This is a genomic window from Micromonospora sp. NPDC005298 (assembly GCF_040607375.1).
Classification (GTDB): domain Bacteria; phylum Actinomycetota; class Actinomycetes; order Mycobacteriales; family Micromonosporaceae; genus Micromonospora.
This window is the reverse complement of record NZ_JBEXGP010000001.1, coordinates 717,393-743,595: the sequence shown is the minus strand read 5'-3', so window position 1 is coordinate 743,595 and position 26,203 is coordinate 717,393. Positions and strand designations below refer to the sequence as shown.

The following is a 26,203-nucleotide window of genomic DNA, read 5'->3' as shown; positions in this document are numbered from 1 at the left end:
CCGCGCGCCGCCCGGACGGTCAGCGCGGCTGCGGCCGGGTGGACGCCCCCAGCACCGACCCGACGGGGGCGCTGGCGTAGACGCCGGGGCCGTGCTGGCCGTCCACCGGCCGGGCCGACGCTCCGGCCCGATCGGCCACCTCCCGTACCGCCCGGACCAACGCCTCCACGTGGTTGTCCATGGCCGCGACCCGCAGCAGGGGCGCCGCCACCCGGCCGTCCGCCGACACCGACACCGCCACCGTGTGCGACGGCGCCGAGGTGGCGGTGATCGCGTCCACCAGCGGGCCGAGCGGCGCGTCCGGCTGGCTCCGCAGGGCCATGCAGCGGTGCGTCCAGCCGCCGCCGCGCAGCCCTTGCCAGGTCTCCGTCGGTGGTTCCGGAACGAGGTCCAACCCGGCGGCCGACACCACCGCCGACCGCAGCTCGTCGCGGCCCAGCGGACGGTGAGACAGCCCGGCGGCGGTCAGCGCCTTGCCGAGCCGGCCGATCCCGGCGGCCAACGTCCGGTGCACACCGGGCAGTCCGCCGCCCCGGCTCACCGCCTCCACCCGGGCGTCCCGCACGGTGAGTCGCAGCGCCACCCAGACGGTGCGGTGCGCCGCCGGGGGCGCACCGGGCGCCGGATACCAGACCAGGGTGTGTGCGACGACCTGGGTACGGGACACCGGCGCGGCGAAGTCCCGGAGCACCCGCAGGGCTCGGTCCACGGTGGACGCCTCGACCGAGCCGACCGCCGTGCCGCTGCCCGACTGCAACGCGAGCGCGGCGAACCAGCCGTTGTCGTCCTGCCCGATGCCCAGGCGGGTGCCCCGGTCGGTCAGCTCGATGACGCTCAACTCGGGGGCGAGCGCGGCCAACCGGGGATCGGCCGCGGCACCGCCGGTCCGCGCGGCCGCCGCCCGTTCGCGGCGTCGCCGCAGCCGCCGACGCAGCAGCAGGTCCTCGAACCACCAGCGCCCGCCCCGACGGGCGAAGACGGCCAGGACGACGAGTGCCGCCACGGTGCCGACCGCCGCGAGCAGCCAGACCGGCCCGGCGGTCGACGCCCAGACGGCAAGCGCGCACAACTCCAGCAGGACGAGCTGCCCGACGAGCACCGGGCCGATCCGGCCCCGACCGGGCCGGTCGGGGCGAGGCGTCGCCCGCGCCGGGACGTCGGACGGGCTCGTGGCCGCTCGGACGGGTCGCGCCTGAACCTGCGTCATCGCTGACTGTCCCTCCTGCACGGTACGGCTCTGCGCCGCGTCGGTCCGGTGCCGACCACGGGCGGTGGGCCCGAAGACCCGCCGTCGGCCCCTTATCGTAGGGAAGCCCGCGACGGCACCCCGAGGACATCGTCGCGGATCCACCCCGCCGGAGGTAAGTCATGCGGACCCGCCGCGATCAGGTGCAGGCGTACCGCTTCGTCACCCGCCGGATCGTCTCCGCGCTGCTGTCGGGCGATCCGGAGACCACCAACCTCCCGATGCGTCGGCTCGGCATGGCGGTCTTCGGCAGCGTGATCGCCGCCGCGGTGGTGCTCGGCGGTGTGGGCGCGTACGGCCAGTTGACCGGCAACACCGCGCCGCTGGAGGACAAGACACTCGTCATCGAACGGGAGACCGGCGCGACGTACGTGTTCACGGGCGGGCAGTTGTACCCGGCCCTCAACTACACCTCCGCGCGACTGATCCTGAACGTGGCGGACCCGACTGTGCGGACGATGTCCCAGGCGTCGCTGCGGGACCGTCCGCGTGGTCGTACGCTCGGCATCGTCGGCGCCCCGGACGCCCTGCCGGACCGCAAGTCCCTGACCGGTCTGCCCTGGTCGGTCTGCGACGTGCCGGACCCGGCCGACCCGCAGCGTTCCAGGACGCGGGTCGTCATCGACCGGGCGCTGCCCGGTGGCACGCCGTTGGGCGACCGGGCCGTCCTGGTCACCGTGGACGGCCAGCGGTACCTGCTGACCGGCGACGCGCGGCTCCAGGTGCTCGGTGGCGACCAGACGATCGCGGCGTTGCGGATGCCGAACGCCACGCAGCTGCGGGTCGGGCAGCAACTGCTGAACGCGGTCCCGACCGGGCCGCCACTGCGCAAGCCGACGCTGCCCGGCGAGGGTGACCGCAGCGGGCTGAGCGTCGGCGACCGGCCGTCCACCATCGGCCAGGTGTTCCAGGCCGCCGGCCGGTACTACGTGCTGACCCGCGAAGGGCTCGTCTCGATCACCGAGATCACCGCGCTGTTGATGATCAGTGGTGGCGGTCAGATCACCGACATCACCCCGGACCAGGCCGGCCGGTTGCTGACCGAGCAGCGGGTGGAGGAGGACGGCCTGCCCGAGACGCTTCCGAACCTGTACCCGGCCCGCGCCGGGCAGACCACGCTCTGCGCGACGTACCGGGCGGGCACCGGTGGCGGTCCGCCGATCACCACGCTGGAGGTCTTCGACCGGGCACCGGCGGAGTTGACCGCGACGGATCCCGGTCCGGTGCCGGTACGCCAGACCGCCCGGGACGCGGTACGGACCGCCGAGGCGGTGCTGCTGCCCGGCGGTAAGGGTGTGCTCGCGCAGGCCGCGCCCGGCGCCGGGACCAGCGGCTCCGGCGCCGCCGGGTCGACCGTCTACCTGATCAGCCCGCAGGGCGTCCGGTACCCGCTCGCCTCGACCGAGACGATGGCCGTGCTCGGCTACGCGGGGGTCACCCCCCTGGCCGTGCCCGGTGCGCTGCTCGCCCTGATCCCCACCGGGCCCACTCTGGACCCCGAGGACGCGGCGTCCTTCTTCGCGCCCGAGGGCGAGCCGCCCACGACGACCACCCCGGCACCGTCCGTCGGGGGCACGCCGCCGAACGGGGGAGCCGGCGGGGGCCTGCCGGCGGCATCGACCGACGCCGAAGATTGAGGAGCTCGCTCGGGTCGCCCGGGATCGCGGCGGTGGACTAACCTGGGAGTCGCTGACGGTTGTCAACCAGAACGACGGGGATGTTGCCATGACCGGGCGCACGGAAGTCGACCTGCTGTCCCTTGAGGACTTCCACAAGAACCTGGCGGCCCGGCTGAGCCAGGCCGATTCGGTGCTGCGCAAGCTCAACACCGAGATGCAGTGCAGCCCACCGGCGTTGGGCTCGTTCACCGACGCCACCGACAACGCCCGCCGCTACAGCGCGGTCCACCAGTCGTACGTAGAGCAGGCCGAGCGCCTCCGGCAGGCCGTGCTGGCCGCGCAGCAGGCCACCGCCACCATCCTGGCCAACTACCGCACCGCCGAGGCGCGCAACGCGGCCAACGCCACCGACATCACCGCCGCGTTGACCGGCGTCCAGCAGGCGCTGGAGCCGAAGGGGGACGGGCGTGTCTGAGTACACCCAGCGTTACGAGGGCCGCAGCCACCAGGAGCTGTACGACGCCGTGATGGCCGGCAAGCCGGAGCAGATCGAGGGCGTGGCCGCCCAGTGGGCCGCGCTCAAGGGCATCCTGGACGGGCTCGGCCGGGAGCTGAGCGGCGACCTCGACAAGCTCGGCAACACCTGGACGGGCTCGGCGGGCGGGGAGTTCCAGCGCCGGGTCGGGCTGATCGTCACGCACTCCGACGCGCTCGGCGAGGGGATGGCCGACGTCAAGCAGGCGCTCACGATGATGGCCGGCCAGTTGCGCACCGCGCACAAGCAGGTGGAGAGCCCGGAGGAGACCGACGACAACGACAGGTTGGTCGACGGCGCCCTGCGGGGCAGCGCCTTCGGCCTGCCCGGCGCCGTGATCGGCGGCATCCTCGGCCACCAGCAGGACAAGGAAGAGCAGGAGAAGGCCCACCAGCGGATGGTGAACGTGGTGGCCGAGCTGGCCGCCGGTTACGACCTGTCCGCGTACGACCGGGTGGTGGACCCGCCGCCACCTCCGCCGGACACGCCGAAGACCGCCAACGACGACGGGACGACGCCGCGCAGCGGGCCACGCACCGCACCGGCGACCGCCGCGCCCACAATCAGCGGCCACACGGCGCGCACCGGTGAGGCGCGCATCGCGACGCCGGAGGGGGCCAGCCCGCCGCCGGTCGTCGTCGGCGAAGGCGTTCCGCCCGTCCAGGGCGGCACCGGTGACACGCCGGGTGTGGTTACGGTCTCGGACGACACCGGGGGCGGCGGCACGTCACTCGCCGGGGCGAACCCGCTGGTCGGCGGGGCTCTGCTGACCGGCGGCGCCGCCGGTCTGGCCGGCCTGTCCGGCCCCGCCGCCACCGTGCCCGCCGGCAGCACCGGTCCGGGTCTGCTCTTCGGCGGCCAGGGCGGCGCCCCGGCCGGTGGGGTGGTGCGCACCTCCGCGCTGGCCAGCTCGGGCAGCACGCCCACCGCGTCGGCCCGGCCGGCCTCGACGCCGGCCCCGGCCGACAACCGCGCCGCAAGTGGGATCGGACGCAGCATCGATGGTCGGCGTGCGGACGGCACCGGCCGCGCGGCGGGCGGGGCGAACCGTCCCGGGCTGCTCGGTGGGCGCGGGCGCCCCGACGAGGACGAGTCCGACGAGCGGCTCACCTGGCTCACCGAGGACGAGATGGTGTGGCGGGACGGCGAGGCCGCCGCGCCTCCGGTGCTCGGCACCAACGACTGACCCCATCCCGGGGAGTCCCTCCCGTCGCCGTGCCGTCGTCCACAGTGCCCACGGTGGCGGCGGTCACTGCGGAAAGCGTCCTCGTCGAGCTGCGCCACACCGGGGCGGGCGATAGGTTGGTGTGGTGTCGTCCGCAGCCTCCGTCCGCCCAGCCCGGTGGGCCGTGCTGCGGTCCCTGCGGGAGCTGACCCGACTGGCGGTCACCGCTCTGGTGCTCGCGGTCGGTCTCGGCGGCGCCCTCGCCGCCACGTCACCTCCCGCCCCGACGCAGCCGCGGCCCAGCGCCGTGAGCAGCCGGGTGGACACTCTCCGACCGACCGCCGCCGCCGCCGAGCAGGCGGGCCGGCCGGTCGTCTCCCCGCCGTCGGGCACGGTCGACGACCTCACGGCGGCGGCCCCGGTCACCGTGCGCCCCGCGCACCGGCCGGCCGTCGAGCCCGGCCCGGGCGTCCCGTCCCGACGCGGTCCACCGACCCGCTGACCTCGGCCGACCCTCGGCCCGCGCCCGCTGCGGCGGCCCGCTCCGGGTCACCCGTCGGGGCCTGACCGCCCGCACACCCGTCGGACGGCACCGAACGGTGACCAGCCCGCCGGCACCCGGACGACGGTGACCCAGCCCGACGCGCGGCCCGGCCCGTCCGGCCATCCGCCCGACCGTCCGGCTTCGAGCCGGCGGCGGCTGTGCAGATCCCGTCCACCGCCCCGCCGCTACCCGCCATTCGACCGCGAGGTGCTGATCATGCAGACCGTCCTCTCCGCCGTCCTGCCCGACGTGCCCCGGGCCGCCGCCATCTGGCTGAGCCTGCTCGGGGTCGTCGCGGTCACCGTCGCCGCCCTGCTGATGCGGCCGGGCCGGCTCCGCCTCGACCCGGCGGCCCGGATCCGGCGCGCGGCCATGCCCAGCCACCTGGAACAGGTGCAGCAGGAGCGCGAGCAGAGCCGCTACGCGCAGGAGGTCGCGGTGGCCGCCGACCGGGCCACCACCACCGCCCAGCGCCGTCGAACCGAGTGGGTGGCCGCGCAGGACGAGGTCGAAGCCGCCTGGCAGGCGTACGAGACGGCCGAGGCGGCCGTCCGACGTCTCGACGCGGCGGCGGCGATGCCGCTGCCCCACACGGCCCGCACCCCGGCCGAGTACGCGGACCGGGAGCGCTACCTGCACCGGGCCGCGCTCGACGCGTACTGGCGGCGGGAGCTCTCCGTGGAGCAGCTCAGTGACGTGTTCGCGCACCGTGCCGGGTGGGATCCGCGGCGGCACCCGGTCGAGCAGGAGCTGGTGTTGCAGCGGGCGATCAGGGACAACCTGGCGACCCGGCACGCCGCCGCACGGGAGCGGGAGCAGGCCGCGTGGCGGGCCGCGGAACTCGCCGTCGCGGCGGCTCGCAGCCTCCGCGAGGAGGCCCACGCGGCGAGCGGTCGACGGGTGGCGGAGTCGGCGTCGGTGCTGCCGCTGAGCGAGGTGGGCCGGCCGGTCGAGCAGACGCGGGAGAACCAGGTCGTCGCCCGGGGCCGCGCCGCAGTGCCGGCGTACTGATCGGGATCGTCGGTCGGCCGACGCGGCCAGCGGCTCTGACGCCGCTACCCGATTGTGGGTTAGCGTGACGGCATGTCCCGTGAGGCGTGGGTGCTCGTGGTGATCGCCGGCCTCCTGGCGACCGCCACGCTGGTCGGCGCGGTGCTGCTGGCGATCCGGGTGGTACGCACCAGGCGTCTGCTGACCGGGCTCGGCGCTGGTGGCAAGGTCGCCTTCTACGGGGCGTTGATCTACACGATCTTCCCGGTCGACCTGCTCCCCGACCCGATCTACCTGGACGACATGGGTGTCCTGGCCGGCGCGCTGATCTACCTCACCCGGCTGGTGCACAAGCGCCGGGCGGCGGCTCTGCGGCTGCCCGGGCAACCGGAGTCTCCGTCGGACCCGGACCGGGCGCGCCGCCCCGTGCCATGATCGGGGTCGGTTCGGTGGACGGGGGACGGTTGTGGCGGGCGATCACCGGCTGGACGTACGCGATGCGCGCGTCGCGGCCTTCTGCGCGGAACGGCACCTCGCGACGCTGACCACCCTGCGGGCCGACGGCACCCCGCACGTGGTGCCCGTCGGGGTCACCCTCGACCCGGAGGCCGGGCTGGCCCGGGTGATCACCTCCGCCACCTCCCGCAAGGCCCGGCAGGTGGCCGCCGCCGGTGCGGCCGGCACTCCGGTGGCCGTCTGCCACGTCGACGGGCGCCGCTGGCTGACCATCGAAGGCCGGGCGGTGCTGCGCTCGGACCGGGCGGCCGTGGCGGAGGCGGAGCGCCGCTACGCCGAGCGGTACCGGACACCGCGTCCCAACCCGGAGCGGGTGGTCATCGAAATCACCGTTACCGGCCTGCTGGGCAGTCTCTGACCGTCTGACCGGTTTCGCCAAACCGCCGTGACGGCTCGCACCGTACGCACGGAATCCCGGCCCCCGAGCAGCCGTTGCACCTGATCGCGACGGCCGTCGTCGCCGTGTTGAGCCGAGCGCCATTCCCGGTGCTGCTGCCCTCCGCCGCCGGAGGCACCAACCCCCGAACGGAGACTCGACGATGAACCCGATCCTCCAGAAGAGCGGTTTGTCCGTTGCCGGCCTGTTGGTCGCCGGTGGCTGCGCTCTCGGTCCGGCGATTGCCGCCCAGGCCGCGCCAGCGCCGGCAGTCCCGACCTCCTCGAGCGACCGGGGCGGCCGGCCCGAGCGGTCCGCCGAGCGGATCCTCGGCATCGACTACCAGGCCCAGCCGAACTTCTACTACTGCGGCCCGGCCGCGACCCGGATCGCGTTGTCCGCGCAGGGCAAGGCGGTCTCCCAGGACGACGTGGCCAAGCTCCTCGGCACCACCGAGGCGGGCACCCCGTCGGCCCTGGACACCACCCGGGTGCTCAACGAGCTGACCGGTGGCAGGTACCGGACCACCGAGATCCGTGACGCGGTGGCCCGACCCGACCAGGTCGAGCAGTTGCGCCGGGACGTACTGGCCGCGGTGGACGCCGGCCGGCCGGTGGTGGCCAACATCAAGGGCACGACCGTGGACACCGACGGCAACCCGCACTCGTACGAGGGGGGTCACTACCTGACCCTCGTCGGCTACCGCGACGGCGGGGACACCATCCGGGTCGCCGACCCCGCCGACCCGGCGCTCGGCGAGTACTGGATGAGCCTGCCGAAGGTCGCCAACTGGATCGCCGAGCGCGGCTACTCCTCCTGAGCATGACGGCTCAGCGGGCCGATCTCCCCCCGGCGGGGAGGTCGGCCCGTTCGTCGTCGCCGCACCGCCGGGCGGAGAGGCTCGCCTGCCGGCGTGCGCGGGTGGCCCGGGTCGTCCGGGGCCGGTGCAGGTGTCGCCGGACCGGCGGACGGACGGCGGCCTCGCCCGCGCCGGCCGCCCGGCGCACGATCCGGTTGGCGTCGTCCGGTTCGCAGCCCGCAGCCCGCAGCAGGTCGCTGGACGCGGTGCGCAGACCGGTGACGAGCGCGTCGCCGAAGGACCTCACCCCGGCGGCGGCGGCCCGCCCGGCCAGCTCGGCGCACTCCTCGACGAATCGGCGGGTGCGCCGGGGGTCGTCGCCGATCCGGCACTCGGTACGCATCTCCGCCACCGCCCGACCGAGCCGGGCGATCGCTTCCGGCAGCTCCGGCGGGATCGGCTCGTCGTACTCCAGGGCTGTCGTCGCCCAGCGGGCCAGGACCCGGCTGTCCAGGAGCAACCGTTCCAGAAGCGAGGCGCTGCGGGCGTACCCGTGGAACTGCCGGCGGCGGTGCCAGCGGGCCGGTGCGATCGTCACCACCTCCTCGGCCCCGCTGAGCGAATCGTGCAGGCGACCCACGTCGGCCTCGGTGCCCCGGAGCCGGTCCAGGACGCGACGCGTCCGGTCGCTGTCGCGTTCGCGCAGCGCGTCGGCCAGTTCGGCGAGCTGTTCACAGAGGACCTCGAAGATCGGCGCGGCGGCGCGGTCCAGCACCCGCAACGGATTCACCGGCAGGAGCAGCGCGACCACCAGCAGACCGACCGCGCCGCCGACGAGCGCGTCGAAGATCCTGGGCAGCTCGAGACCACGCTCCATCGGGGCCAGGGTGGCGATCAGCACCGCGGTACCACCGGCCTGACCGACGAGCGCGCCACCCCTGCCGGCCACCAGCAACGCGCTCGCGATAGCGAGGGCGACGACCACACCGGTCTGCCACGGCCCGGAGCCGAGCAGGAAGCGCAACGCGTCGCCGATGGTGATACCCAGGCCGACACCGAACAGCAGCTCGAAGGTACGCCTGGCGCGCTGGCCGATGGCAGTGGCGATCGTGCCGACGGCGGCGGCGGGCGCGAAGACGTGCGCTCCGGGGCCGAGCAGGTTCTGGGCGATCAGGGCTGCGATCGTGGCGGCCAGTCCGGCCTGCACCGAGATGACCAGGGTGATCTCCCACTGCCGGGCCCTGATCCGGCCGGCCTGCCCGCTGCGGTGGCGCACCCGTTCGACCGCCCGGCCGCTGCGCTCGGCGGCCTCGTCGAGCCGCGACCGCTCACGGTCGGCTGGCTGGCGGTCGTCGGTCATGGCGGCGGTTACCCCGGCGCCGGCCGCGCAATCGTGCCCGTCCGCCCCGCCGGCACCGGCCACCACACGACCATCATCCGCGTCGCCGATCCATCGGTGATCGTAGGTTTGCCCAGCCGCTGCGGGGTACCAGGGGCCACACACCCACCGATCCGCAACCGGTAAGGGGCCGTGAGAATGAGCAATCCCCAGAGCACCGACGACGAGGATGTCGTCGACGTCCTCGTCGCCGACCACCGTGCGGTCGAGAGCCTCTTCGTCGAGCTCGAGACGCGACAGGGCACCCCCGAGTACCGCCGCCAGATCGCCGACGTGGTGATCGCCGAACTCGTCCGCCACACCGTGGCCGAGGAGGCGTACGTCTACCCGACGGCACGTGCGGTACTGCCCGACGGCGATCAGATCGCCGACCACGAGATCGTCGAGCACTCCGAAGCGGAGAGGACCATGAAGGACCTGGAGTCGGTCGACCCGTCCGATCCCCGCTTCGACGAGCTGCTCGCCCACCTGACCGGCACCATCCGGCACCACGTACGGGACGAGGAGAACGACCTGTTCCCGCTTCTGCGGGCCGCGACGGCCCGGGAGGAACTGGTCGAGCTGGCGGCGAAGGTGACGGCGTTCAAGAAGATCGCGCCGACCCGGCCGCACCCGAGCACACCGGACCACGCGCCGGCGAACAAGCTGCTCGCCCCCGGCACCGGCATGATCGACCGGGTGCGTGACGCGCTGAGCGGCCGGCCCACCTCGATGGGCGAGCTACGCGAGAACCAGCAGCGCTGACCGCGACGGTCCGGACAGGACGCTCCCGGGCAACCGACGTGTCGGCGGCCCGGGAGACGTCCGGTACGTCAGCGGGCCTGATCGCCCTCACCGGTACGCGCCTGCGCCTGGTCCACGCCCTTGTCGATCTGGTCGTCGTACCTGCCGCCGGTGCGCTTGTCGGCCATGTCGCCGGCCTTCTCCATACCCTGGTCGACCTGCTTGTCGTGCTTGTCCGCGAAGTCCTTGGCCTTGTCCATGAAGTCGCCCACGCTGTTCCTCCTCCGCTTCGTCGCTCCCTCTTGGCGTTCCCTGGGCTGGACAGCGCAAACGTTGGGACCGGCGAACGGCCGCCGGCCGGTCCGGTCCGGCGTACGATCCGCGCGGGCGACCAGTCCACGTGTCGGACGATTCGGGTGTCGGCGCACAGCCGGGCGGGTACCGACCTCGCGGAGATCGAGGAGGGCCGACATGGCGGCAGACGAACCCGGGGCGGACACCGCGCCGACACAGGGCACCGCGTCGAGGACGGGCACCGGCGCCGCGCCCGCGCACGGCGACACGGGACCGCGCCAGGCGTGGGGGGCGCTGCCGTGGCTGGTCCGGACCGCGGTGCTGTGGAGCGCCTGCCTGGTGGTGGTCGTCGCCGGGCTCTACCTGGTGGGCCGGATCGCCGTGCTGCTGGCGCCGCTGGCCATCGCGTTGGCCGCCACCGTCTTCCTCACCGCGCTGCTCGACCCGGTGCTGCTCCTGCTGCGCCGGCTGCGGCTGCCGGCGGCGCTTGCCGCGCTGCTCACCGTCCTGCTGCTCCTCGGCATCCTGGTGGGGGTCGGTGCGCTGGTGTGGAACCTGACCGCCAGCCAGTTCGACCAGCTCAGCCAGGAGCTGACCCAGGGCGTCGACCGCAGTCGGGACTTCGTCACCTCCACCCTGCCGGTCACCGACGCGCAACTGGACCGCCTGATCGACCAGGCTCGGGAGGGTCTGAGCGGCAGTTCCCCGGACCCGGTGTCGGGGGCCCGGACGGCCACCGAGGTGCTGGGTTCCGCGCTGCTCGCCCTGGTGCTGCTCTTCTTCCTGCTCAAGGACGGCCGGTCGATGTGGCACTGGGTGCTGTCCCGGGTGTCCGGTCCGAACCGGCCCGTGGCGGCCGAGGCCGGTCGGGCGGGCTGGCAGACGCTCGGCGCGTACAGCCGGGGAACGATGCTGATCGCCGCGATCGACGCGATCGGCATCGGTCTGGCCCTCGTGGTTCTCCGGGTGCCGCTCGCCCTGCCACTGGCGTTGATCACCTTCCTCGGGGGCTTCGTACCGATCATCGGGGCGACTGTCGCGGGGGCGGTGGCCGTGCTCGTGGCGTTGGCGGCCAACGGGCCGACCACGGCGCTGCTAACCCTCGCCGCGGTGATCGCCGTGCAGCAGATCGAGGGCAACCTGTTGGAGCCGCTGGTGATGAAGCGGCAGGTCCGGCTGCATCCGGCGGTCATCCTGGTGGCCGTCACCGCCGGCACGTTGATCGCGGGCATCGCGGGCGCCTTCGTCAGCGTCCCGATCACCGCCGTGCTGTGGCGCGTCATCGACACGGTGCAACGACGCCGGTCCGCCGCGAACGGTCTGCTCACCGCCTGAGACGGTCGACGAACCAGGCGCCGGCCTGCTCGGCGACCTGGTCGAGGGTGCCGGGTTCCTCGAAGAGGTGCGTGGCCCCGGGGACGACCCGCAGCTCACCGACGTCGTCCAGTTCGGCCAACGCCTGCTCGTTAAGCGCGATCACCTCCTCGTCCAGGCCGCCGACGAGCAGCAGCGTGGGCGTTCGCACCTGGGCGAGCGCGGCGCCGGCCAGGTCGGGCCGGCCGCCGCGGCTGACCACGGCACCCACCCGGTCGGCCCGCGACGATGCCGCGACCAGGGCGGCGGCGGCGCCCGTGCTGGCACCGAACAGGCCTATCGGTACGTCACCGGCGGGCCGCTCGACCGCCAGCCAGTCGACGATCCCGGCGAGGCGACTCGCCAACAGCCCGATGTCGAACCGCAGTTCGGCGGTGCGCGCGTCCACCTCGTCCTCGGTCGGGGTGAGCAGGTCCGCCAGCACGGTGCCGAGCCCGCGATCGTTGAGCGTCCGGGCCACCGCCACGTTGCGCGGGCTGTGCCGGGAGCTGCCGCTGCCGTGCGCGAACAGCACCACGCCGACCGTCCGCGCGGGCACCGTCAGGTCGGCGGGGAGCGCGACGTCCCCGACCGGAATCATCACCGTGCTGCGCTCCTCGTCCACGCCCCACCTCCGGGTGCTCGCCTGCGGCCCGGGTACCCCGCCCGCCGCGCCGCACGCCCGGCGCGGAGGGCCGCGTTTGCCCGATGGGGCGTCGGGTACGCGACGAGCGACCGCAGACCGTGTCGGCGCAACCGCGCCCCGACGGATCGCGAGGATCGCCATGGCCAAGCAGCAGCCGTCCGGACAGCAGCAGATGGACGAGCGGAACCGGCGGGAACGGGACGCCGAACGCGACCAGGACTTCGGGGACCGGGCCGCTTCGGCCCGGCTGCCCGACGACCCCAAGGCGATGGCGCCCCGGGACGCGATCGGGCGTCCGTCCACCGGCGAGCCCATCTGAGTCCGATGTGAGGCGGCCGGGGCGGGACACTCTCCCGCCCCGGCCGTTCACTCCTGGTGTTCGGGCAGCCGGAGCAGCGGTGACCGGCCCGGCGGGTGCTCCGGCGGCGGCCCGGACGGTGCGGCCGGCGGCACCGGCACGGTCACCGGCTCGTCGCGGGTCACCCGCAGTACCTGGTCGTGGTGCCGCAGCTCGATCACGTCGTCCCTCCCACCGTGGCGCAGCGAGTACGTCGTCTGGTGCGGCCTGACGTCGACCCGCAGCGCCAGTCCGCGCCACTGGAGGGAGAACTCCAGTCGGCTCAGACGGCTGGAGAGCCGGGGCGCGAACGACAGCTCACCGTCATGGTCCCGCAAACCGCCGAGACCGCCGACCAGGGCGATCCACGCGCCGGCGAGCGAGGCCATGTGCACACCGTCGCGGGTGTTCTCGTTGAGGTCGTGCAGGTCCATCAGCGCGGCCTCGCGCAGGTAGATGTGCGCCAGCTCGGGGTGACCGACCTCGGCGGCGAGCACCGCCTGGGTGCAGGCCGACAGCGACGAGTCCCGCACGGTACGCCGCTCGTAGTAGAGGAAGTTGCGGACCTTCTCCTCGGGGGTGAACGCGTCTCCCCGCCAGTGCATGGCCAGCACCAGGTCGGCCTGCTTGACCACCTGCTTGCGGTACAGGTCGAAGTACGGGTAGTGCAGCAGCAGCGGGTACTTCTCCGCCGGCGTGTGCGCGAAGTCCCACTCCTCCAGCCGGGTGAACCCCTCGACCTGCTGGTGGACGCCGATCTCGTCGTCGTACGGGACGTGCATGGAGGACGCGGCGTCCCGCCAGCCCGCCGCCTCCTCGTCGGTGACCCCGAGGTGGGCGGCGTCGTCGCGGTAGCGCATCACCGCGTCGGCGGCGGCGAGCAGGTTCCGCTGCGCCATCAGGTTCGTGTAGACGTTGTCGTTCTTGACCGCGGTGTACTCGTCCGGGCCGGTCACCCCGTCGATGTGGAACTGCCCGTGCCGGTCGTGGTGGCCGAGTGAGCGCCACAACCGGGCGGTCTCCACCAGCAGTTCCAGCCCGATCTCCCGCTCCAGCGCGACGTCCCCGGTGACCAGCACGTAGCGGCGCAGCGCGTCGGCGATGTCGGCGGCGATGTGGAACGCGGCGGTGCCGGCCGGCCAGTAGCCGGAGGACTCCGGGCCCTCGATGGTCCGCCAGGGGAACGCCGCGCCCTTGAGGTTGAGGGTCTCGGCGCGTTCCCGGGCGCTCTCCAGTGTGCTGTACCGCCAGTGCAACGCGTTGCGGACGGCGCTGGGCTGGGTGTACGTGAGCACCGGCAGGACGAACATCTCGGTGTCCCAGAAGGCGTGCCCGTCGTACCCGGGGCCGGTGAGTCCCTTCGCCGAGATGGGTCGCCGTTCGGCGCGGGCACCGGCCTGGAGAACGTGGAAGAGACCGAACCGGACGGCCTGCTGCACCTCCGGGTCCCCCTCGACCCGCACGTCCGCGGCATCCCAGAAGTCGTCGAGGTAGCCGCGCTGCTCCCGGCAGAGTCCCTCCCAGCCGTCCAGCTTGGCCGCGGCCAGCGCCGCGCCGACCTGGTCACGCAGCGCGGGGAGGGACCGCCGGCTCGACCAGCCGTACGTCAGGTACTTGACCACGCGCAGCTTCTCGCCGGGCTTGAGCACGCAGCCGACCGTGGTGCGGACCCAGTCCTCGTACCCCTCGGATTCGATGCTGGTGTGCTCCGGGCCGTGCACCTCGTGTTCCATCGCGGCGGCGACCCGCAGGCCGGAGACCTTGGTGCGGTGGATCAGCTGACCGCCGTCGGGGGTGGTCAGCTCCTCCTCGGCCTGCAACGGCGACTCCAGGACCGCCGCGACCCTCGGGTCCTTGCTCTGCGCGGGCAGCGACTCGTTGGCCACCAGCTCGGACTGCACGATGAGCCGCAGCGGGCCGTCGACGGCCTCCACCTCGTAGCTGATCGCGGCGACCGAGCGTTGGGTGAACGACACCAGTCGGGTGCTGCGGACCTTGACCTCGCGACCGGCGGGTGAGCGCCAGTGCAGTTCCCGGTGCAGGGTGCCGGCCCGCATGTCGAGGATCCGTTCGTGCGAGATCAACTCGCCGTAACGCACGTCGAGTGGTTCGTCGTCGACGAGCAGCCTGATCAGCTTGCCGTTGGTGACGTTGACGATTGTCTGACCGGACTCGGGGAAGCCGTAGCCGGCCTCCGCGTACGGCAGGGGCCGCAGCTCGTAGAACGAGTTGAGGTAGGTGCCGGGCAGGCCGTGCGGCTCGCCCTCGTCGAGGTTGCCGCGCAACCCGACGTGACCGTTGGAGAGCGCGAAGACCGACTCGGACTGGGCCAGCACGTCCATGTCGAGCCGGGTCTCCCGGACGTGCCACGGTTCGACGGGATAGGCCCGTTCCCGGATCACGCGGTGCCCCGCTCTCCGGTCGCCTGCCGGGCTGACCCGTCGGTGGCCCGGCGCGGCGCCGGCGGGTCGGCCGCGTCGAGCAGGTCGGCGAGGTCCTTGACCACGATGTCGGCGCCGTGGGCGAGCAGCTCGTCGGCCTGGCCGACCCGGTCGACACCCACCACGTAGCCGAATCCGCCGGCCCGACCGGCCGCCACCCCGGACAGCGCGTCCTCGAAGACGGCGGCCCGCGTGGGGTCGACGCCGAGCAGTCGGGCGCCGGCGAGGAAGCTGTCCGGCTCCGGCTTGCCACGCAGCCCCTGCGCCCGGGCCACCAGCCCGTCGACCCGTGCCTCCAACAGGGGCTCCAGGCCGGCGGCGGCGACCACCTCCCGGCCGTTGGCGCTGGCGGTCACGACGGCCCGTCGCAGGCCCGCCTCGGTCGCCGCCTTCAGGTAGCGCACCGAACCCGGGTACACCTCGACTCCGGCGCTGCGCAGGCGCTCCAGCAGCAGGACGTTCTTGCGGTTGCCGATGCCGTTGACGGTGTCCGCGCTCGGCGGGTCGTCGGGGCCGCCCTCGGGTAGCACGATCCCACGGGAGGCGAGGAACGACCGGACGCCGTCCGCGCGGGGCCGCCCGTCGACGTACCGGTTGTAGTCCGGGCCGGGGTCGAACGGTTGGAAGGGTTCACCGGTGGCGGTGGCGCGCTGCCGGAGGAACTCGTCGAACGTCTGCGTCCAGGCGGCGTTGTGCACCAGGGCGGTCTGCGTCAGCACACCGTCCAGATCGAAGAGACAGGCGGTCACATGAGCAGGTAGGCCCAGCACGGTACGAATCTAACCACCAGGCCGGGCCCGCAAACGCGTTTCCGCTGCCCAGTCGCGGCTCAGTTCGGCCGTAGCGTCCAGATCACGGTCATCGTCGCGGTGGTCCGGCCGTCCTCGGTGCCGATCTCCACCTCGACGCCGAACTCGGGTCGTCGGCCGGCATCGAGTTCGTCGATCACCTCGAGCGCCGGGCGGGCGAGGCGCGCGGTGGCCAGCACCGAGCCCATGGCGAGCTTGCGGTAGTCGATGTCGGCGTGGACGGCGAGCGGCACGGCACGGTCGAGCAGGTGCCCGAAGGCGGCCAGCACGACCGCGCCGGAGGCCGTCTCACCGAGGGCGAACATGGCGCCGGCGTGCGGGCCGCCGACGTGGTTGTGGGTGGCCGGCGAGTCGGGGAGTCGGACGACGGCCCGCACCCCGCCCTCCGCCTCGGGAGCCACCTCGACGAATTCGACGCCGAGGGTCCGGGCGAAGGGCACCGCCTCGAGCATGCCGGCCGCCACCTGGCGGGAGTCGATGGTCATGCTCTGACGTTACTCTCCGGTAGCCATTCGGCCCGCCCCGGCGGGACCGCTCAGAGGTTGGAGATCGTCCGCAGGATCTCGGCGTAGAAGTTGCCGTCGATGCTGCGGAAGAACGCGAAGTCCTGACCCGGGTCGCCGAAGAACGGACGCAGCGTCCACGCCAGCTGGGTGCCGACGAAGCCGAAGAGCAGGATCCAGATGTAGAGCAGTGTCATGCTGGCCGGTCGCTGCGTCGGCTCGCCGCCTCGCACCTGCGGGCTGCCCCACGGGCGCTGCGCCGGCGGGACCATGCCGGGCGGGAACGAGGCGCCCGCCGGCTGCCCGGTCCACTGGGCCGGGACCGGTGCCGGCGCGACGGTGGTGGCGCCGTTCGAGGTCGCCCCGGCCACTGCCGCCCCGGCCGGCACGGCGACCGGTTCGACACTTCCGCCGGCGGCCGGCGCCTCGGCCGGCACCGCCCCGGCGGGTACGGCGACCGGCGCGGCCTGCGGGACAGCCGGCGCCGGGGCCTTGGCGGTGGCCGCCTCGGGCGCGAGCAGGCCGTGGTCGTTGAGCACCTGCATGCCACCGGTGAGGAAACGCAGCCCGACCAGCGCCGACAGGGTCAGGATCGCCACGTTGAGCAACTTGAAGAACCCGTAGTCCGGTGCCGTGATCAGGAAGAACAGGCTGATCGGCGCGAACGCCACCGCGAGCATCGAGGTGACCGTGATGGCCACCATCACCAGTGCCAGCGACTGACGGACCGAGAGTCGGGCGCCGAAGACCAGGTTGAACAGGTAGAGCGTCGGCAGGCAGATCGCCAGCGTGACCAGGAACAGCAGTGGCAGCTTGAGCGCGGAGGTCAACGCCATGAGCGGGCTGTGGAACGCGCCCAGCACCGCCCCGTAGCAGGCGAGCGCGATGGCGGAGCTAGCAAGCATCCGGCCGGTCAACGCGTTCAGGTCGCCCTCGGCGACGATCTGCTGCCAGATGCCCTGGCGGTCGCGCAGGATGCGCTCGATGACGAGCGGACTGGGACGGTCACCCGACACGGGTGCACCCCTCTCGGTGGTCTCACTGTGGACTGGGTGCGCAGACGGTAGGACAACGGCGGGTGCCGCCGCCACCCCGGCACGGCGAGTCGTCAGCGCCAACCCACGTCGATCCGTGCTCCGCGCTCGTCGAAGAAGTGCAGGGCGTCCATCCGGACCGAGACCGCGAGCTGGTGACCGGCGGTGACCGCCGGGTACGGCGCCAACCGCACCGCCAGCTCCGCCGGACGCCTGTGGTGCCGGCCCGGGTCGGGCAGGACGCTCGTCCGGTTGCCGTCCGTCGGCGCCTCGACCGGTTCGACGGGCTTGCCGGTGAGCCGCTGCATCACCGAGCCGAACCGGCGCAGGCCCCGCTGACCCACCGGCGGCGGGTCCAGTGGGGCGCCCATCTCGTCGACCATGATCGCTGTAGCGCCGATGTCGAGGAACGCGAGCGACTCGTGCCCGTGGTGCTCGAGGTAGCGGATCCGACCGTGCAGCACGTCTCCGGGGCTGTCCGGGCTGACCGGGGTGAGCGCCTCGGCCCGCATCCCGACGACGATCCGCTCACCGTGGTAGTGCGCCACCGCGCGGCTGCGGATGTCGTTCCAGGGCAGGTAGAGCGACTGTTCGCCGAGGTTGAGCGTGACGTACCGGTCGAGGTGGACGTAGACCGACGCCTCCAGCAGGTTCATCCGTGGGCTGCCCAGGAACGCGGCCACGTAGAGCGTCGCGGGGCGCCCGTACACCTGGGTCGGTGTGCCCACGTCCTGGAGCACGCCGCGGCGCATGATGGCCACCCGGTCGGCCATGGTGAGCGCCTCGGCCTGGTCGTGGGTGACGTAGACGGTGGTGACGCCCAACTCGCGGGTGAGGCCGGAGATCTCCGCGCGCAGCTCGGCACGCAGGCCGCTGTCCAGGTTGGACAGCGGCTCGTCCATCAGGAACAGCCCGGGCCGGCGGACGATCGCCCGGCCCATGGCGACCCGCTGCCGCTGCCCGCCGGAGAGCTGCCCCGGCTTGCGGGCCAGCACGTCGCCGATGCCCAGCGCGCTCGCCACGTCGCTGACCCGCTCACCCCGGGGCTCCGGCTCGACGCCGGACAGCCGCAGCGGGAACGCGATGTTGTCGCCGACGGTCATGTGGGGGTAGAGCGCGAAGTCCTGGAAGACCATCGCGATCTTCCGGTCCCGTGGCGGCAGGTCGTTGGCGAGTTCCCCGTCGAGCAGGACCGCACCCTGGGTCGGATCCTCCAGGCCGGCGATCATCCGCAGCACCGTGGACTTCCCACAGCCCGACGGGCCGAGCAGCACCATGAACTCGCCGTCGTTCACGTCCAGGTTGATGCTGTCGACGGCCACCGTGCCGTCCTTGAAGATCTTGGTGACATCCTTGAGCGCGACGGTGCTCACCGTCTCCTCCCCCAGCTCGTCGGCCGAACCCCACAAGACTGTGACCAGGATCATCGGATCAGCACATCGGGTAAACGTCTCATGTTCGACCTATGACGCTGCCATTACACGACAGAGCGCACCACGACGCGTGGTCAGCAGGGCGAGGAATTCTCCGCCGGCTCTCCGAGGAACACGCGGCGTACCACCCGCTCCGCCGCGTGCCCGTCGTCCAGAGTGCAGAATCGTCCCCGGAAGTCCGCGCGGGCCTTCGTCGCCGCGTCCGAACGCACCGAGTCGGTACGGAACAGGTCGAGCAGGCCGGTGAACGTGGAGGCCACCGCCCCCGGCGGTTCCGCCGTCACGTCGAAGTAGACACCCCGGGCCAGCCGGTACGCCTCCCAGTCCGGCGTGTACAGCACGATCGGCCGGTCCAGCACCGCGTAGTCGAACATCGCCGACGAGTAGTCGGTGACCAGCACGTCGGCGACCAGGTACAGATCCTCCACGCGCTGGTAGCCGCTGACGTCGCGGACCCGGTCGCGGTCCACCGACCGGCCGGGGCGGCGGTCCCGGTCGTGGAAGTAGTGGCTGCGCATCAGCAGCCGCACCGACCCGCCCAGCGCGTCGACGAACCGGTCCGGGTCGAACGGCGGCCGGTAGCCCGGCAGGTGTTCGCGGTGCGTCGGGGCGTACAGCACGACCTGCTCGTCGGGGGTGAATCCGAACTCGGCCCGCAGCCGGCGCACCTCGTCCGGGCCGGCGGTGGCGAGCCGGTCGTTGCGCGGGTAGCCCACCTCCAAAGTGGTGTACGTGGCCGGGTACGCCCGGTCCCACATCTGGGTGGAGAAGCTGTTCGAGCTGACGCTGTAGTCCCACCGGTCCACCCGGCGCAGCAGCCCGGCGAAGTCCATCCGGCCCGCGCCGATCGGGTAGCGCTGCTGGTCGAGCCCCATCACCTTCACCGGCGTGCCGTGGTGGGTCTGCACGTGCACCTGCTCCGGCCTCTTACGCACGAAGTCCGGATAGTTCACGTTGTTGATCAGCCATCGGGCCCGGGCCAGCACCCGGTAGTAGGCCGGGGTGCCCGCGACCACGTACTCCACACCCGTCGGCACGGCGTCCACCCGGTCGCGGCGCACGATCCACACACCCCGCACCTCGGGGGCCAGCCGCCGGGCCGCCTCGTAGATCGCCGCCGGGTTGCACGCGTACCCCCGGAACCAGTAGGCGGCGTACACCGCGAGCGTCGGGTCGACCGGCCGGCGCAGCTCCGCCCGGTAGTACTCGCGCAGCAGGCCGTCGCGGGTGAGACGGGCGCCGCGCCGCGCCGCCGGGCCGACCCGCCGCCGCACGGTACGGGTCCGCCTGCGGGCGGTGTCCCGGGCCCGGCTGGCGGCCCGCAGCGCGCTGAACGTCCGCCACCGGCCGGCGGCGACCAGCCGGTGCTTGATCCCCTCCACCCCGTCCGGCACCGGGTAGCCGCCGGCCGGCAGCCAGCGGGCGTAGTCGGCGGTGATCTGCGCGAAGAACGCCGGCCGCAGCTCCGGCGCGATGCGCTGACCGTTTCCGAGCACCGTCAGGTAGTGCCAGATCATCCGCTCGAAGACCGCCGGCCGCAGGGCGTCCGTGGCCGGCCCCCACCCATCCATCAGGTGGAACACCCGGTGCCACTGCGGAAACACCTCGAAGTGCCGGTCGCCGCGGGTCCTGGTGATCGCGCCGGCGCGGCGCTGCCGGTAGTTGACGCACACCTGGTCGAGTACGCCGATCTTCCGCGCCGCCATCAGCACCGGATAGCTGAACGACACGTCCTCGTACCAGCCCGGCGCGAAGCGCAGCCCCAGGTCGACCAGGAACTCCCGACGGACCAGCCGGTTCCACGCGGTGTGCAGCAGGCGCATGGCCTCCGGCCGGTCCCGCAGCCGGAACGTGTCCGGGCCGGGCGACTCCGGGAACACCTCGGCCATCGCGCTGCGGGTGACCGTGTCGTTCCAGTGGGCGCGGACGTGGTCGACGAGCAGCACGTCGGGGCTGGTGGCCCGCAGCCGCTCGGCGACCGCCGGCAGGCACTCCGGCGCCAGCCAGTCGTCGCCGTCGAGGAACCAGACGTACTCGCCGACGGCCCGGTCCAGCCCGACGTTGCGGGCCGGACCGAGGCCGATGTTCTCCGGCAGCCGGACCGAGCGGACCCGCCGGTCACGGGCCGCGTACTCGTCGATGATCTCGCCGCTCGCGTCCGGCGAGCAGTCGTCGACGGCGATCACCTCGACGTCCGTCTCCGGCTGGCCGAGGATCGAGTCCAGGCACTCACGCAGGTACCCCTGCACCCGGAAGGCCGGTACGACGAAACTGATCAGGGTCATCCGGCCGTCCCTCCGTCAGCGCGGCACGGCACCTCCCGCGCCCACCGGCGCGGCCGACGCCCGCGCGCCACGGGCCGGCCGGACGAACCAGGCCAGGACGACACTCGCCACGAAAACCACGAGAAGGTACGCACCGAGTGTAGCCATGCCGATACTCACGATGCCGGCAATCGCCGCGAGGGTCAGCAGCACCGAACGGCCGTCCCAGCCCAGGGTGGCCACGTGCAGCGGCGGAGCCGCCTGCCGCTTCTCCAGCCGGGCGGTCAGGTCGTAGTGGTGCACGGTGAGCACGAAGACGTACCCGAAGATCAGCCAACCGGGCGCCCCGCCGACCACACCGACCGCGATCGCGAAGAGGTACTCGGCCGCCCGCAGCGCGGCCGGCACCAGCCAGTCCAGCGGGCCGTTGTGCGCGGCGCCGGCACCGACGCCACCGGCCAGGAGCACCAGCAGCGCCACCGGCACCGCCCAGCGCAGCCCGTCCGGCGTGTCGCTCCACAGCGCCGCGACGAGCAACGCAGCCGGGCCGAGCGCCGCGATCACCGCGAGGGTGAGCGGCCCCATCGGGCGGACCACCGGCAGCCGACGGGCCAGCGGACCGTCGTCGCGGTGCAGGGTGGCGTCGACGGTGTCCAGCACCGGCACCCACATCCAGCGGGCCCGCAGCGTCCGCAACGCACCGGTGTACGCGAACGCCAACACCCCCCAGACCAGCACCGCGACGAGGCTGACCAGCGGGTTGAACAGCGCCACGGTCAGCGCGATCAACGCCCACCGCTCACCGATCGGAAAGACCACGGTCCGCTTCAGCCAGTACGACAGCGAGCCGGTGTCGGCCTGCACCCGGGTCGACGCGGCGTTCAACCGGTCGCCGATCCCGCCGCTTGCGCCCGCCGTCGTACGGGGGCGGCGGGCCGCCTCGTCGTGCAGCGCGCCGTACCAGGTGTCGGTCATGTGCCGGACCGTCTGCAACGTCATCGCGGCGATGGCGAGGGCCCAGCCGTTGCCCAGGCCGGCGTGACTCACCCCGAAGCCGAGGCCGGCGTAGACCAGGTACTCCTTGGCCCGGTCGGCCATCGTGTCCAGCCAGCCACCCCAGGCGCTGAAGTGCCGGGTGTAGCGCGCGAGCTGCCCGTCCACGCAGTCCAGCACGAAGCCGAGGTAGAGCAGCACCGCGCCGCTGACCAGCGCCAGCCGCCCACCGACCCCGAACAGCACGGCGGCGGCCAGCGCGAACAGCACCGAGATCGCCGTCACCCCGGTCGGGGTGAGTCGCAGCCGGGCCGCCAACCGGACCACCTGCGGCGACCAGGTGCTGACGAAGTACGTGGAGAAGAAGTCGTCCTTCTCCTTCACCGACAGCCGCAACTCGGCCCGGTCCTCGTCCACCGCAGTCACCGCCGCCTCGGCGGCGACCCGAGCGGCCTCGTCGTCGACCCGGTGCGCGACGAGCAGGCGTACCCGCTGGGCGAAGATCAGGGTGCCGAGCGCCGCGAGCCCCGCGAAGAGCCGGTCCACGGCGGACCCGGGGCCGCCGACGGCGGCGGCCCGGGCGGCGGCGGCCAGGGTCGGCCGGTCGTCCACGCCGACCCGCAGCGCACCGCCGAACACGCCCGTGGCGTCGCCGTCGAGGGTGTCGAGTCCGCCCGCGTCGACGACCTGGCCGCGCTCCTCGCGCACGGCGGTCCGTCCGGGCACCGGCGGGTCGGTGAGCACCAACGCCACTGTCGGCCCGACCGGGCTGGTGGCGAGGTGCCGCAGGACGGCGGTGTGCGCCACCAGGTCGGTGCCGGTGACCAGCAGCGGACCGTCGGCGGCGTCGGCAAGCGCGGCCACCTCGTCGAGGGTCGCCGCGAAGCGCACCTCGTCCGCCCCGGCCCGGCGCAACTGGGCGGCGAGCCGGTCGGCGAGCGGCTCACCGGTCGCGGTGGTCAGGCCCGCCGCGGGCGTCCCGGCGGCGAGCACGATCGCGAGCGTCACCGCGGGACCGCGGCGTGGTACGCGTCGAGCGCCTCGGCGATGGTGCCGTCGAGCGTCAGCCGGCCCGCGTCGAGGTACAACCCCCGACGGCAGAACCGGGTCAGGTCCTTTTCGTTGTGTGACACCAGCACCAGCGTGCGCCCCTCCCCGAGCAGACGATCAATCGTCGCGTAACACTTCTTGCGGAACTCCGCGTCGCCGACCGCGGTCACCTCGTCCATCAGCAGGATCGGATGCGGCAGGTGCGAGATGATCGCGAAGCCGAGCCGCACCTTCATCCCCGACGAGTAGTGCCGCACCGACGTGTCGATGGCCCGTTCCACCTGCTCGCCGGCGAACTCGACGATCTCGTCGAAGTGCCGCTTCAGGTAGCCCGCCGACAGCCCGTGCAGCCCACCGACCAGGTGCAGGTTCTCCCTGCCGGTCAGGTCGTTGGAGAAGCCTGCGGACAGCTCCAGCAGCGGCGCCACCGCCCCGTGCACCCGGATGTCGCCCTCGTCGGGGATGAGCACCCCGGCGATCAGCCGCAGCAGGGTGCTCTTGCCGGTGCCGTTGCGGCCGATCACCCCGACCGTCTCGCCCGGCTCGACGGTGAACGACACGTCGCGCAGCGGCCAGAACTGGCCCGGCAGGGCACCGCGCCCACCCCGGTGGATGAACAGCTCCCGCAGCCGCAGCTGCCGGCGACGGTTGCGGACGAACCGGATGCCCAGCCCGTCGGCCTCGATGATCGGCGTGGCCATCACAGTTCCTTGAGCACGGCTGGCTCCAACCGGCGGAACGACCACCAGCCGGCGGCCAGCACCAGCAGGCTGCCGACGATCGTGGTGGTGAGCAGGCGGGCGTCCGGGAACTCGTCCGGATACCAGATCGCGTGGTGCAGTTGGAAGATCCCGACCAGCGGGTTCAGCTCGTACACCACCTTCAGCCAGCCGGGCAGGCCGGACTCGCGGACCAGGCTGAGCGGATAGATGATCGGCGTGGCGTAGAAGAGCACCCGGATGATCAGCCGCATGAGCCGTTCCACGTCGCGCATCAGCACGTTCCACGCGGACAGCAGCAGGGCCAGCCCGACCAGCAGCACGCCCTGCACGGCCACCGCCAACGGCAGCGCCAGCAGCGACCAGCCGGGGTGGATCCGGCCGTGCACCGCGTAGATCACCGCGATGGCGATCAGGATCGGCAGGCCTGCCGCGTACTCGGCGAACCGGCCGGCGACGCGGCCGATCGGGAAGACCTGACGCGGCACGTTCATCGTGGTGATCAGGCGGGACTGGCCGGTCAGCGCGTTGGTGGCCTCGCTCAACGCCGAACTCGTCCACATCCAGGCGAAGATCCCGGTGATCAGGAACAGCGGGTACGACCCGGCCGCTTCGCCGAGGTGCCGGCCGGTGTCCCGGGAGTAGAGCACCCCGAACACGAACCAGTAGATGGCCCCCATGCCGAGCGGCTCGATCAGCGACCAGAAGTAGCCCAGCACCGACTGCTGGTACTTGACCGCGAGGTCCCGCCTGACCAGGATGCGCAGCGAGTTGCGGTGCGACCACAACGCCGCGACGCCAGAGGTCACCGCGCGCCTCCCGCCTCCCGAAACGGACGACAGGTTAGCAGTCGGTGAACGAATGCCCCGAATCGGCCGTACTCAGCACTCGATCACGTTGACGGCCAGACCGCCACGCGCCGTCTCCTTGTACTTGACCTTCATGTCGGCCCCGGTCTCCCGCATGGTCTTGATGACCTTGTCCAGCGACACCGCGTGCACACCGTCGCCGCGCAACGCCAGCCGGGCTGCCGTGATCGCCTTGATGCTAGCCACGGCGTTCCGCTCGATGCAGGGGATCTGCACGAGGCCACCCACCGGGTCACACGTCAACCCGAGGTTGTGCTCCATCCCGATCTCGGCCGCGTTCTCCACCTGCTGCGGGGTGCCACCGAGCGCCTCGGCCAACCCCGCCGCCGCCATCGAACACGCCGAGCCGACCTCACCCTGGCAGCCCACCTCGGCGCCGGAGATCGAGGCGTTCTCCTTGAACAGCACGCCGATCGCGCCCGCCGTCAGCAGGAACCGCACCACGCCGTCCTCGTCGGCGCCCGGCACGAACCGGGTGTAGTAGTGCAGAACCGCCGGGATGATCCCGGCCGCGCCGTTCGTCGGCGCGGTCACCACCCGGCCGCCCGCCGCGTTCTCCTCGTTCACCGCCAGCGCGAACAACGTCACCCAGTCCATCGCGTGCAGCGGGTCGGGCGTCCCGGCGTCCGCCTCCAGGCCGCGCCGCAGCTCCGCCGCGCGCCGCCGGACCTTCAAACCCCCAGGGAGTACGCCGTCCCGCTCGCAGCCGCGCCGCACGCACTCCCGCATCACCCGCCAGATCTCCAGCAGGCCCGCCCGGATCTCCGCCTCGCTGCGCCACGAACGCTCGTTGGCGAGCATCACCTCGCTGATCGACAGCCCGGTGGCGGAGGTGACGTCGAGGAGTTGCGCCCCGGTCAGGAAGGGATACCGCACCCGCGTGCTGTCCGGCTTGATCTTGTCCGCGCCCGCCGCCGCCTCGTCCACCACGAACCCGCCGCCCACCGAGTAGTACGTGCGGCTGCGCAGCTCGGCGCCCCCGTCGTCGTACGCCACGAAGGTCATCCCGTTCGGGTGGTACGGCAGCGACCGCCGGCGGTGCAGCGTCAGATCCCGGTCCGGGTCGAAGTCGACCTCGTGCGCGTCCAGCAGGCTGATCCGCCGCTCGGCGCGAATCCGCTCGACCCGGGGGCCGACCGTGTCGGTGTCGACCGTCTCCGGCGACTCCCCCGCCAACCCCAGCAGCACCGCCGGCCCGCTGCCGTGGCCGTGCCCGGTGGCGCCGAGCGAACCGAACAGCTCGGCCTGCACGCGCGCGGTGCCGGTGAGCAGCCCGTCGGCCTTGAGCCCCGCCACGAACGTGTGGGCGGCCCGCATCGGTCCCACCGTGTGCGAGCTGGACGGCCCGATGCCGACGCTGAAGAGGTCGAAAACACTGATCATGGCTGCGCTTCCTCGCCGTCGCCCCGTGGTACGGGTCCGGCCCGGTTCGTGGCCACCGGTCAGGTGGCCCCGCTCATGGCCGCCCGGTCGGTCGGCCGCTCGGCCACCCGGGGTGACGGGTGCCCGACCTGCGAGCCTACCCGCCCACCTCACCCGCCCACCG

General features: G+C 73.1%; 25 protein-coding genes. 11 read left to right on the top strand and 14 right to left on the bottom strand.

Annotation, left to right across the window (positions count from 1 at the left end; translation table 11 throughout):
- Positions 1-19: 19 nt before the first annotated feature.
- The gene (locus tag ABZS77_RS03640; protein ID WP_354816500.1) at positions 20-1,207 is read right to left on the bottom strand and encodes a type VII secretion protein EccE; all 1,188 of its coding nucleotides are present in this window, start codon (positions 1,205-1,207) and stop codon (positions 20-22) included.
- A gap of 161 nt (positions 1,208-1,368) precedes the next feature.
- Here ABZS77_RS03640 and eccB point away from each other — a divergent pair, with 161 nt between their 5' ends.
- The 8 genes from eccB (at position 1,369) to ABZS77_RS03600 (ending at position 7,811) form a co-directional block, all read left to right on the top strand.
- Positions 1,369-2,883 carry a type VII secretion protein EccB gene (eccB, locus tag ABZS77_RS03635; RefSeq protein ID WP_354816497.1) on the top strand — a complete coding sequence of 505 codons (1,515 nt, stop codon included), beginning with the start codon at positions 1,369-1,371 and terminating at the stop codon, positions 2,881-2,883.
- An 88-nt stretch (positions 2,884-2,971) separates the two neighbouring features.
- Positions 2,972-3,340 carry a hypothetical protein gene (locus ABZS77_RS03630; RefSeq protein ID WP_354816494.1) on the top strand — a complete coding sequence of 123 codons (369 nt, stop codon included), beginning with the start codon at positions 2,972-2,974 and terminating at the stop codon, positions 3,338-3,340.
- Positions 3,333-4,586 carry a WXG100 family type VII secretion target gene (locus tag ABZS77_RS03625; RefSeq protein ID WP_354816491.1) on the top strand — a complete coding sequence of 418 codons (1,254 nt, stop codon included), beginning with the start codon at positions 3,333-3,335 and terminating at the stop codon, positions 4,584-4,586. Before ABZS77_RS03630 ends, ABZS77_RS03625 begins: the two co-directional genes overlap by 8 nt.
- Positions 4,587-4,710: 124 nt before the next feature.
- Positions 4,711-5,067, top strand: a complete 357-nt coding sequence (locus ABZS77_RS03620) for a hypothetical protein (RefSeq protein WP_354816488.1) — start codon at positions 4,711-4,713, stop codon at positions 5,065-5,067.
- 258 nt (positions 5,068-5,325) lie between these two features.
- Positions 5,326-6,120 carry a hypothetical protein gene (locus ABZS77_RS03615; protein ID WP_354816485.1) on the top strand — a complete coding sequence of 265 codons (795 nt, stop codon included), beginning with the start codon at positions 5,326-5,328 and terminating at the stop codon, positions 6,118-6,120.
- A 72-nt stretch (positions 6,121-6,192) separates the two neighbouring features.
- Positions 6,193-6,534: a YkvA family protein gene (locus ABZS77_RS03610; RefSeq protein WP_354816482.1), complete on the top strand. Its 342-nt coding sequence runs from the start codon at positions 6,193-6,195 to the stop codon at positions 6,532-6,534.
- A 31-nt stretch (positions 6,535-6,565) separates the two neighbouring features.
- Entirely contained in the window at positions 6,566-6,973 is a 408-nt protein-coding gene (locus ABZS77_RS03605; protein ID WP_354816479.1) for a TIGR03618 family F420-dependent PPOX class oxidoreductase, read from the top strand.
- 181 nt (positions 6,974-7,154) lie between these two features.
- Complete coding sequence (locus ABZS77_RS03600) at positions 7,155-7,811, top strand: C39 family peptidase (RefSeq protein ID WP_354816476.1); 657 nt, start codon at positions 7,155-7,157, stop codon at positions 7,809-7,811.
- Between the two features lie 10 nt (positions 7,812-7,821).
- On the opposite strand, the gene ABZS77_RS03595 is transcribed toward ABZS77_RS03600, so the two are convergent.
- Positions 7,822-9,150, bottom strand: coding sequence for an FUSC family protein (locus tag ABZS77_RS03595; protein WP_354816473.1), 1,329 nt, complete (start codon positions 9,148-9,150; stop codon positions 7,822-7,824).
- A 177-nt stretch (positions 9,151-9,327) separates the two neighbouring features.
- Between ABZS77_RS03595 and ABZS77_RS03590 the strand changes: the two genes are divergently transcribed.
- Positions 9,328-9,933, top strand: a complete 606-nt coding sequence (locus ABZS77_RS03590) for a hemerythrin domain-containing protein (RefSeq protein ID WP_354816470.1) — start codon at positions 9,328-9,330, stop codon at positions 9,931-9,933.
- Positions 9,934-10,001: 68 nt separating this feature from the next.
- Here the strand turns inward: ABZS77_RS03590 and ABZS77_RS03585 are convergent, their stop codons facing one another.
- Positions 10,002-10,184, bottom strand: coding sequence for an antitoxin (locus ABZS77_RS03585; RefSeq protein WP_354816467.1), 183 nt, complete (start codon positions 10,182-10,184; stop codon positions 10,002-10,004).
- Between the two features lie 199 nt (positions 10,185-10,383).
- On the opposite strand from ABZS77_RS03585, the gene ABZS77_RS03580 reads away from it, so the two are divergent.
- A complete protein-coding gene (locus ABZS77_RS03580) occupies positions 10,384-11,541 on the top strand; it encodes an AI-2E family transporter (RefSeq protein ID WP_354816464.1) in 1,158 nt (385 codons plus the stop codon).
- Here ABZS77_RS03580 and ABZS77_RS03575 read toward each other — a convergent pair.
- Entirely contained in the window at positions 11,531-12,160 is a 630-nt protein-coding gene (locus tag ABZS77_RS03575) for an alpha/beta fold hydrolase (RefSeq protein WP_354817181.1), read from the bottom strand. The two genes, ABZS77_RS03580 and ABZS77_RS03575, sit on opposite strands and share 11 nt — an antisense overlap.
- 184 nt (positions 12,161-12,344) lie before the next feature.
- Here ABZS77_RS03575 and ABZS77_RS03570 point away from each other — a divergent pair, with 184 nt between their 5' ends.
- Positions 12,345-12,524, top strand: coding sequence for a hypothetical protein (locus ABZS77_RS03570; RefSeq protein WP_354816461.1), 180 nt, complete (start codon positions 12,345-12,347; stop codon positions 12,522-12,524).
- 47 nt (positions 12,525-12,571) lie between these two features.
- On the opposite strand, the gene ABZS77_RS03565 is transcribed toward ABZS77_RS03570, so the two are convergent.
- The 10 genes from ABZS77_RS03565 to ABZS77_RS03520 all read right to left on the bottom strand — a co-directional run bounded on the left by ABZS77_RS03565 (position 12,572) and on the right by ABZS77_RS03520 (position 26,040).
- On the bottom strand, positions 12,572-14,944 hold the full coding sequence (locus ABZS77_RS03565; protein WP_354816458.1) for a glycoside hydrolase family 65 protein: 2,373 nt from the start codon (positions 14,942-14,944) through the stop codon (positions 12,572-12,574).
- Positions 14,941-15,753, bottom strand: coding sequence for a beta-phosphoglucomutase family hydrolase (locus tag ABZS77_RS03560; protein ID WP_354816455.1), 813 nt, complete (start codon positions 15,751-15,753; stop codon positions 14,941-14,943). Before ABZS77_RS03560 ends, ABZS77_RS03565 begins: the two co-directional genes overlap by 4 nt.
- 59 nt (positions 15,754-15,812) lie before the next feature.
- Positions 15,813-16,277, bottom strand: a complete 465-nt coding sequence (locus ABZS77_RS03555; RefSeq protein WP_354816452.1) for a DUF4442 domain-containing protein — start codon at positions 16,275-16,277, stop codon at positions 15,813-15,815.
- Positions 16,278-16,327: 50 nt separating this feature from the next.
- Complete coding sequence (locus tag ABZS77_RS03550; RefSeq protein WP_354816449.1) at positions 16,328-17,311, bottom strand: hypothetical protein; 984 nt, start codon at positions 17,309-17,311, stop codon at positions 16,328-16,330.
- A 92-nt stretch (positions 17,312-17,403) separates the two neighbouring features.
- Positions 17,404-18,702 (bottom strand): ABC transporter ATP-binding protein, encoded by a 1,299-nt coding sequence (locus ABZS77_RS03545; RefSeq protein WP_354817178.1) that lies wholly within the window; start codon positions 18,700-18,702, stop codon positions 17,404-17,406.
- Positions 18,703-18,836: 134 nt separating this feature from the next.
- Positions 18,837-21,047 (bottom strand): bifunctional glycosyltransferase family 2 protein/CDP-glycerol:glycerophosphate glycerophosphotransferase, encoded by a 2,211-nt coding sequence (locus ABZS77_RS03540; protein ID WP_354816446.1) that lies wholly within the window; start codon positions 21,045-21,047, stop codon positions 18,837-18,839.
- 15 nt (positions 21,048-21,062) lie between these two features.
- Positions 21,063-22,982, bottom strand: coding sequence for a DUF5941 domain-containing protein (locus ABZS77_RS03535; protein ID WP_354817175.1), 1,920 nt, complete (start codon positions 22,980-22,982; stop codon positions 21,063-21,065).
- A 41-nt stretch (positions 22,983-23,023) separates the two neighbouring features.
- Positions 23,024-23,770 (bottom strand): ABC transporter ATP-binding protein, encoded by a 747-nt coding sequence (locus ABZS77_RS03530; RefSeq protein WP_354816443.1) that lies wholly within the window; start codon positions 23,768-23,770, stop codon positions 23,024-23,026.
- The gene (locus ABZS77_RS03525) at positions 23,770-24,597 is read right to left on the bottom strand and encodes an ABC transporter permease (protein WP_354816440.1); all 828 of its coding nucleotides are present in this window, start codon (positions 24,595-24,597) and stop codon (positions 23,770-23,772) included. Before ABZS77_RS03525 ends, ABZS77_RS03530 begins: the two co-directional genes overlap by 1 nt.
- A gap of 72 nt (positions 24,598-24,669) precedes the next feature.
- Positions 24,670-26,040: an L-serine ammonia-lyase gene (locus ABZS77_RS03520; RefSeq protein WP_354816437.1), complete on the bottom strand. Its 1,371-nt coding sequence runs from the start codon at positions 26,038-26,040 to the stop codon at positions 24,670-24,672.
- Positions 26,041-26,203 lie beyond the last annotated feature (163 nt).

What these genes read in the sequence shown, in the direction of transcription:
- ABZS77_RS03590 (WP_354816470.1), top strand. Translation starts at nt 9,328, where the DNA reads ATGAGCAATCCCCAGAGCACCGACGACGAGGATGTCGTCGACGTCCTC.
- ABZS77_RS03640 (WP_354816500.1), bottom strand. Translation starts at nt 1,207, where the DNA reads ATGACGCAGGTTCAGGCGCGACCCGTCCGAGCGGCCACGAGCCCGTCC.
- ABZS77_RS03540 (WP_354816446.1), bottom strand. Translation starts at nt 21,047, where the DNA reads ATGACCCTGATCAGTTTCGTCGTACCGGCCTTCCGGGTGCAGGGGTAC.
- ABZS77_RS03610 (WP_354816482.1), top strand. Translation starts at nt 6,193, where the DNA reads ATGTCCCGTGAGGCGTGGGTGCTCGTGGTGATCGCCGGCCTCCTGGCG.
- ABZS77_RS03520 (WP_354816437.1), bottom strand. Translation starts at nt 26,040, where the DNA reads ATGATCAGTGTTTTCGACCTCTTCAGCGTCGGCATCGGGCCGTCCAGC.
- ABZS77_RS03555 (WP_354816452.1), bottom strand. Translation starts at nt 16,277, where the DNA reads ATGACCATCGACTCCCGCCAGGTGGCGGCCGGCATGCTCGAGGCGGTG.
- eccB (WP_354816497.1), top strand. Translation starts at nt 1,369, where the DNA reads ATGCGGACCCGCCGCGATCAGGTGCAGGCGTACCGCTTCGTCACCCGC.
- ABZS77_RS03580 (WP_354816464.1), top strand. Translation starts at nt 10,384, where the DNA reads ATGGCGGCAGACGAACCCGGGGCGGACACCGCGCCGACACAGGGCACC.
- ABZS77_RS03575 (WP_354817181.1), bottom strand. Translation starts at nt 12,160, where the DNA reads ATGATTCCGGTCGGGGACGTCGCGCTCCCCGCCGACCTGACGGTGCCC.
- ABZS77_RS03615 (WP_354816485.1), top strand. Translation starts at nt 5,326, where the DNA reads ATGCAGACCGTCCTCTCCGCCGTCCTGCCCGACGTGCCCCGGGCCGCC.
- ABZS77_RS03570 (WP_354816461.1), top strand. Translation starts at nt 12,345, where the DNA reads ATGGCCAAGCAGCAGCCGTCCGGACAGCAGCAGATGGACGAGCGGAAC.
- ABZS77_RS03630 (WP_354816494.1), top strand. Translation starts at nt 2,972, where the DNA reads ATGACCGGGCGCACGGAAGTCGACCTGCTGTCCCTTGAGGACTTCCAC.
- ABZS77_RS03595 (WP_354816473.1), bottom strand. Translation starts at nt 9,150, where the DNA reads ATGACCGACGACCGCCAGCCAGCCGACCGTGAGCGGTCGCGGCTCGAC.
- ABZS77_RS03530 (WP_354816443.1), bottom strand. Translation starts at nt 23,770, where the DNA reads ATGGCCACGCCGATCATCGAGGCCGACGGGCTGGGCATCCGGTTCGTC.
- ABZS77_RS03600 (WP_354816476.1), top strand. Translation starts at nt 7,155, where the DNA reads ATGAACCCGATCCTCCAGAAGAGCGGTTTGTCCGTTGCCGGCCTGTTG.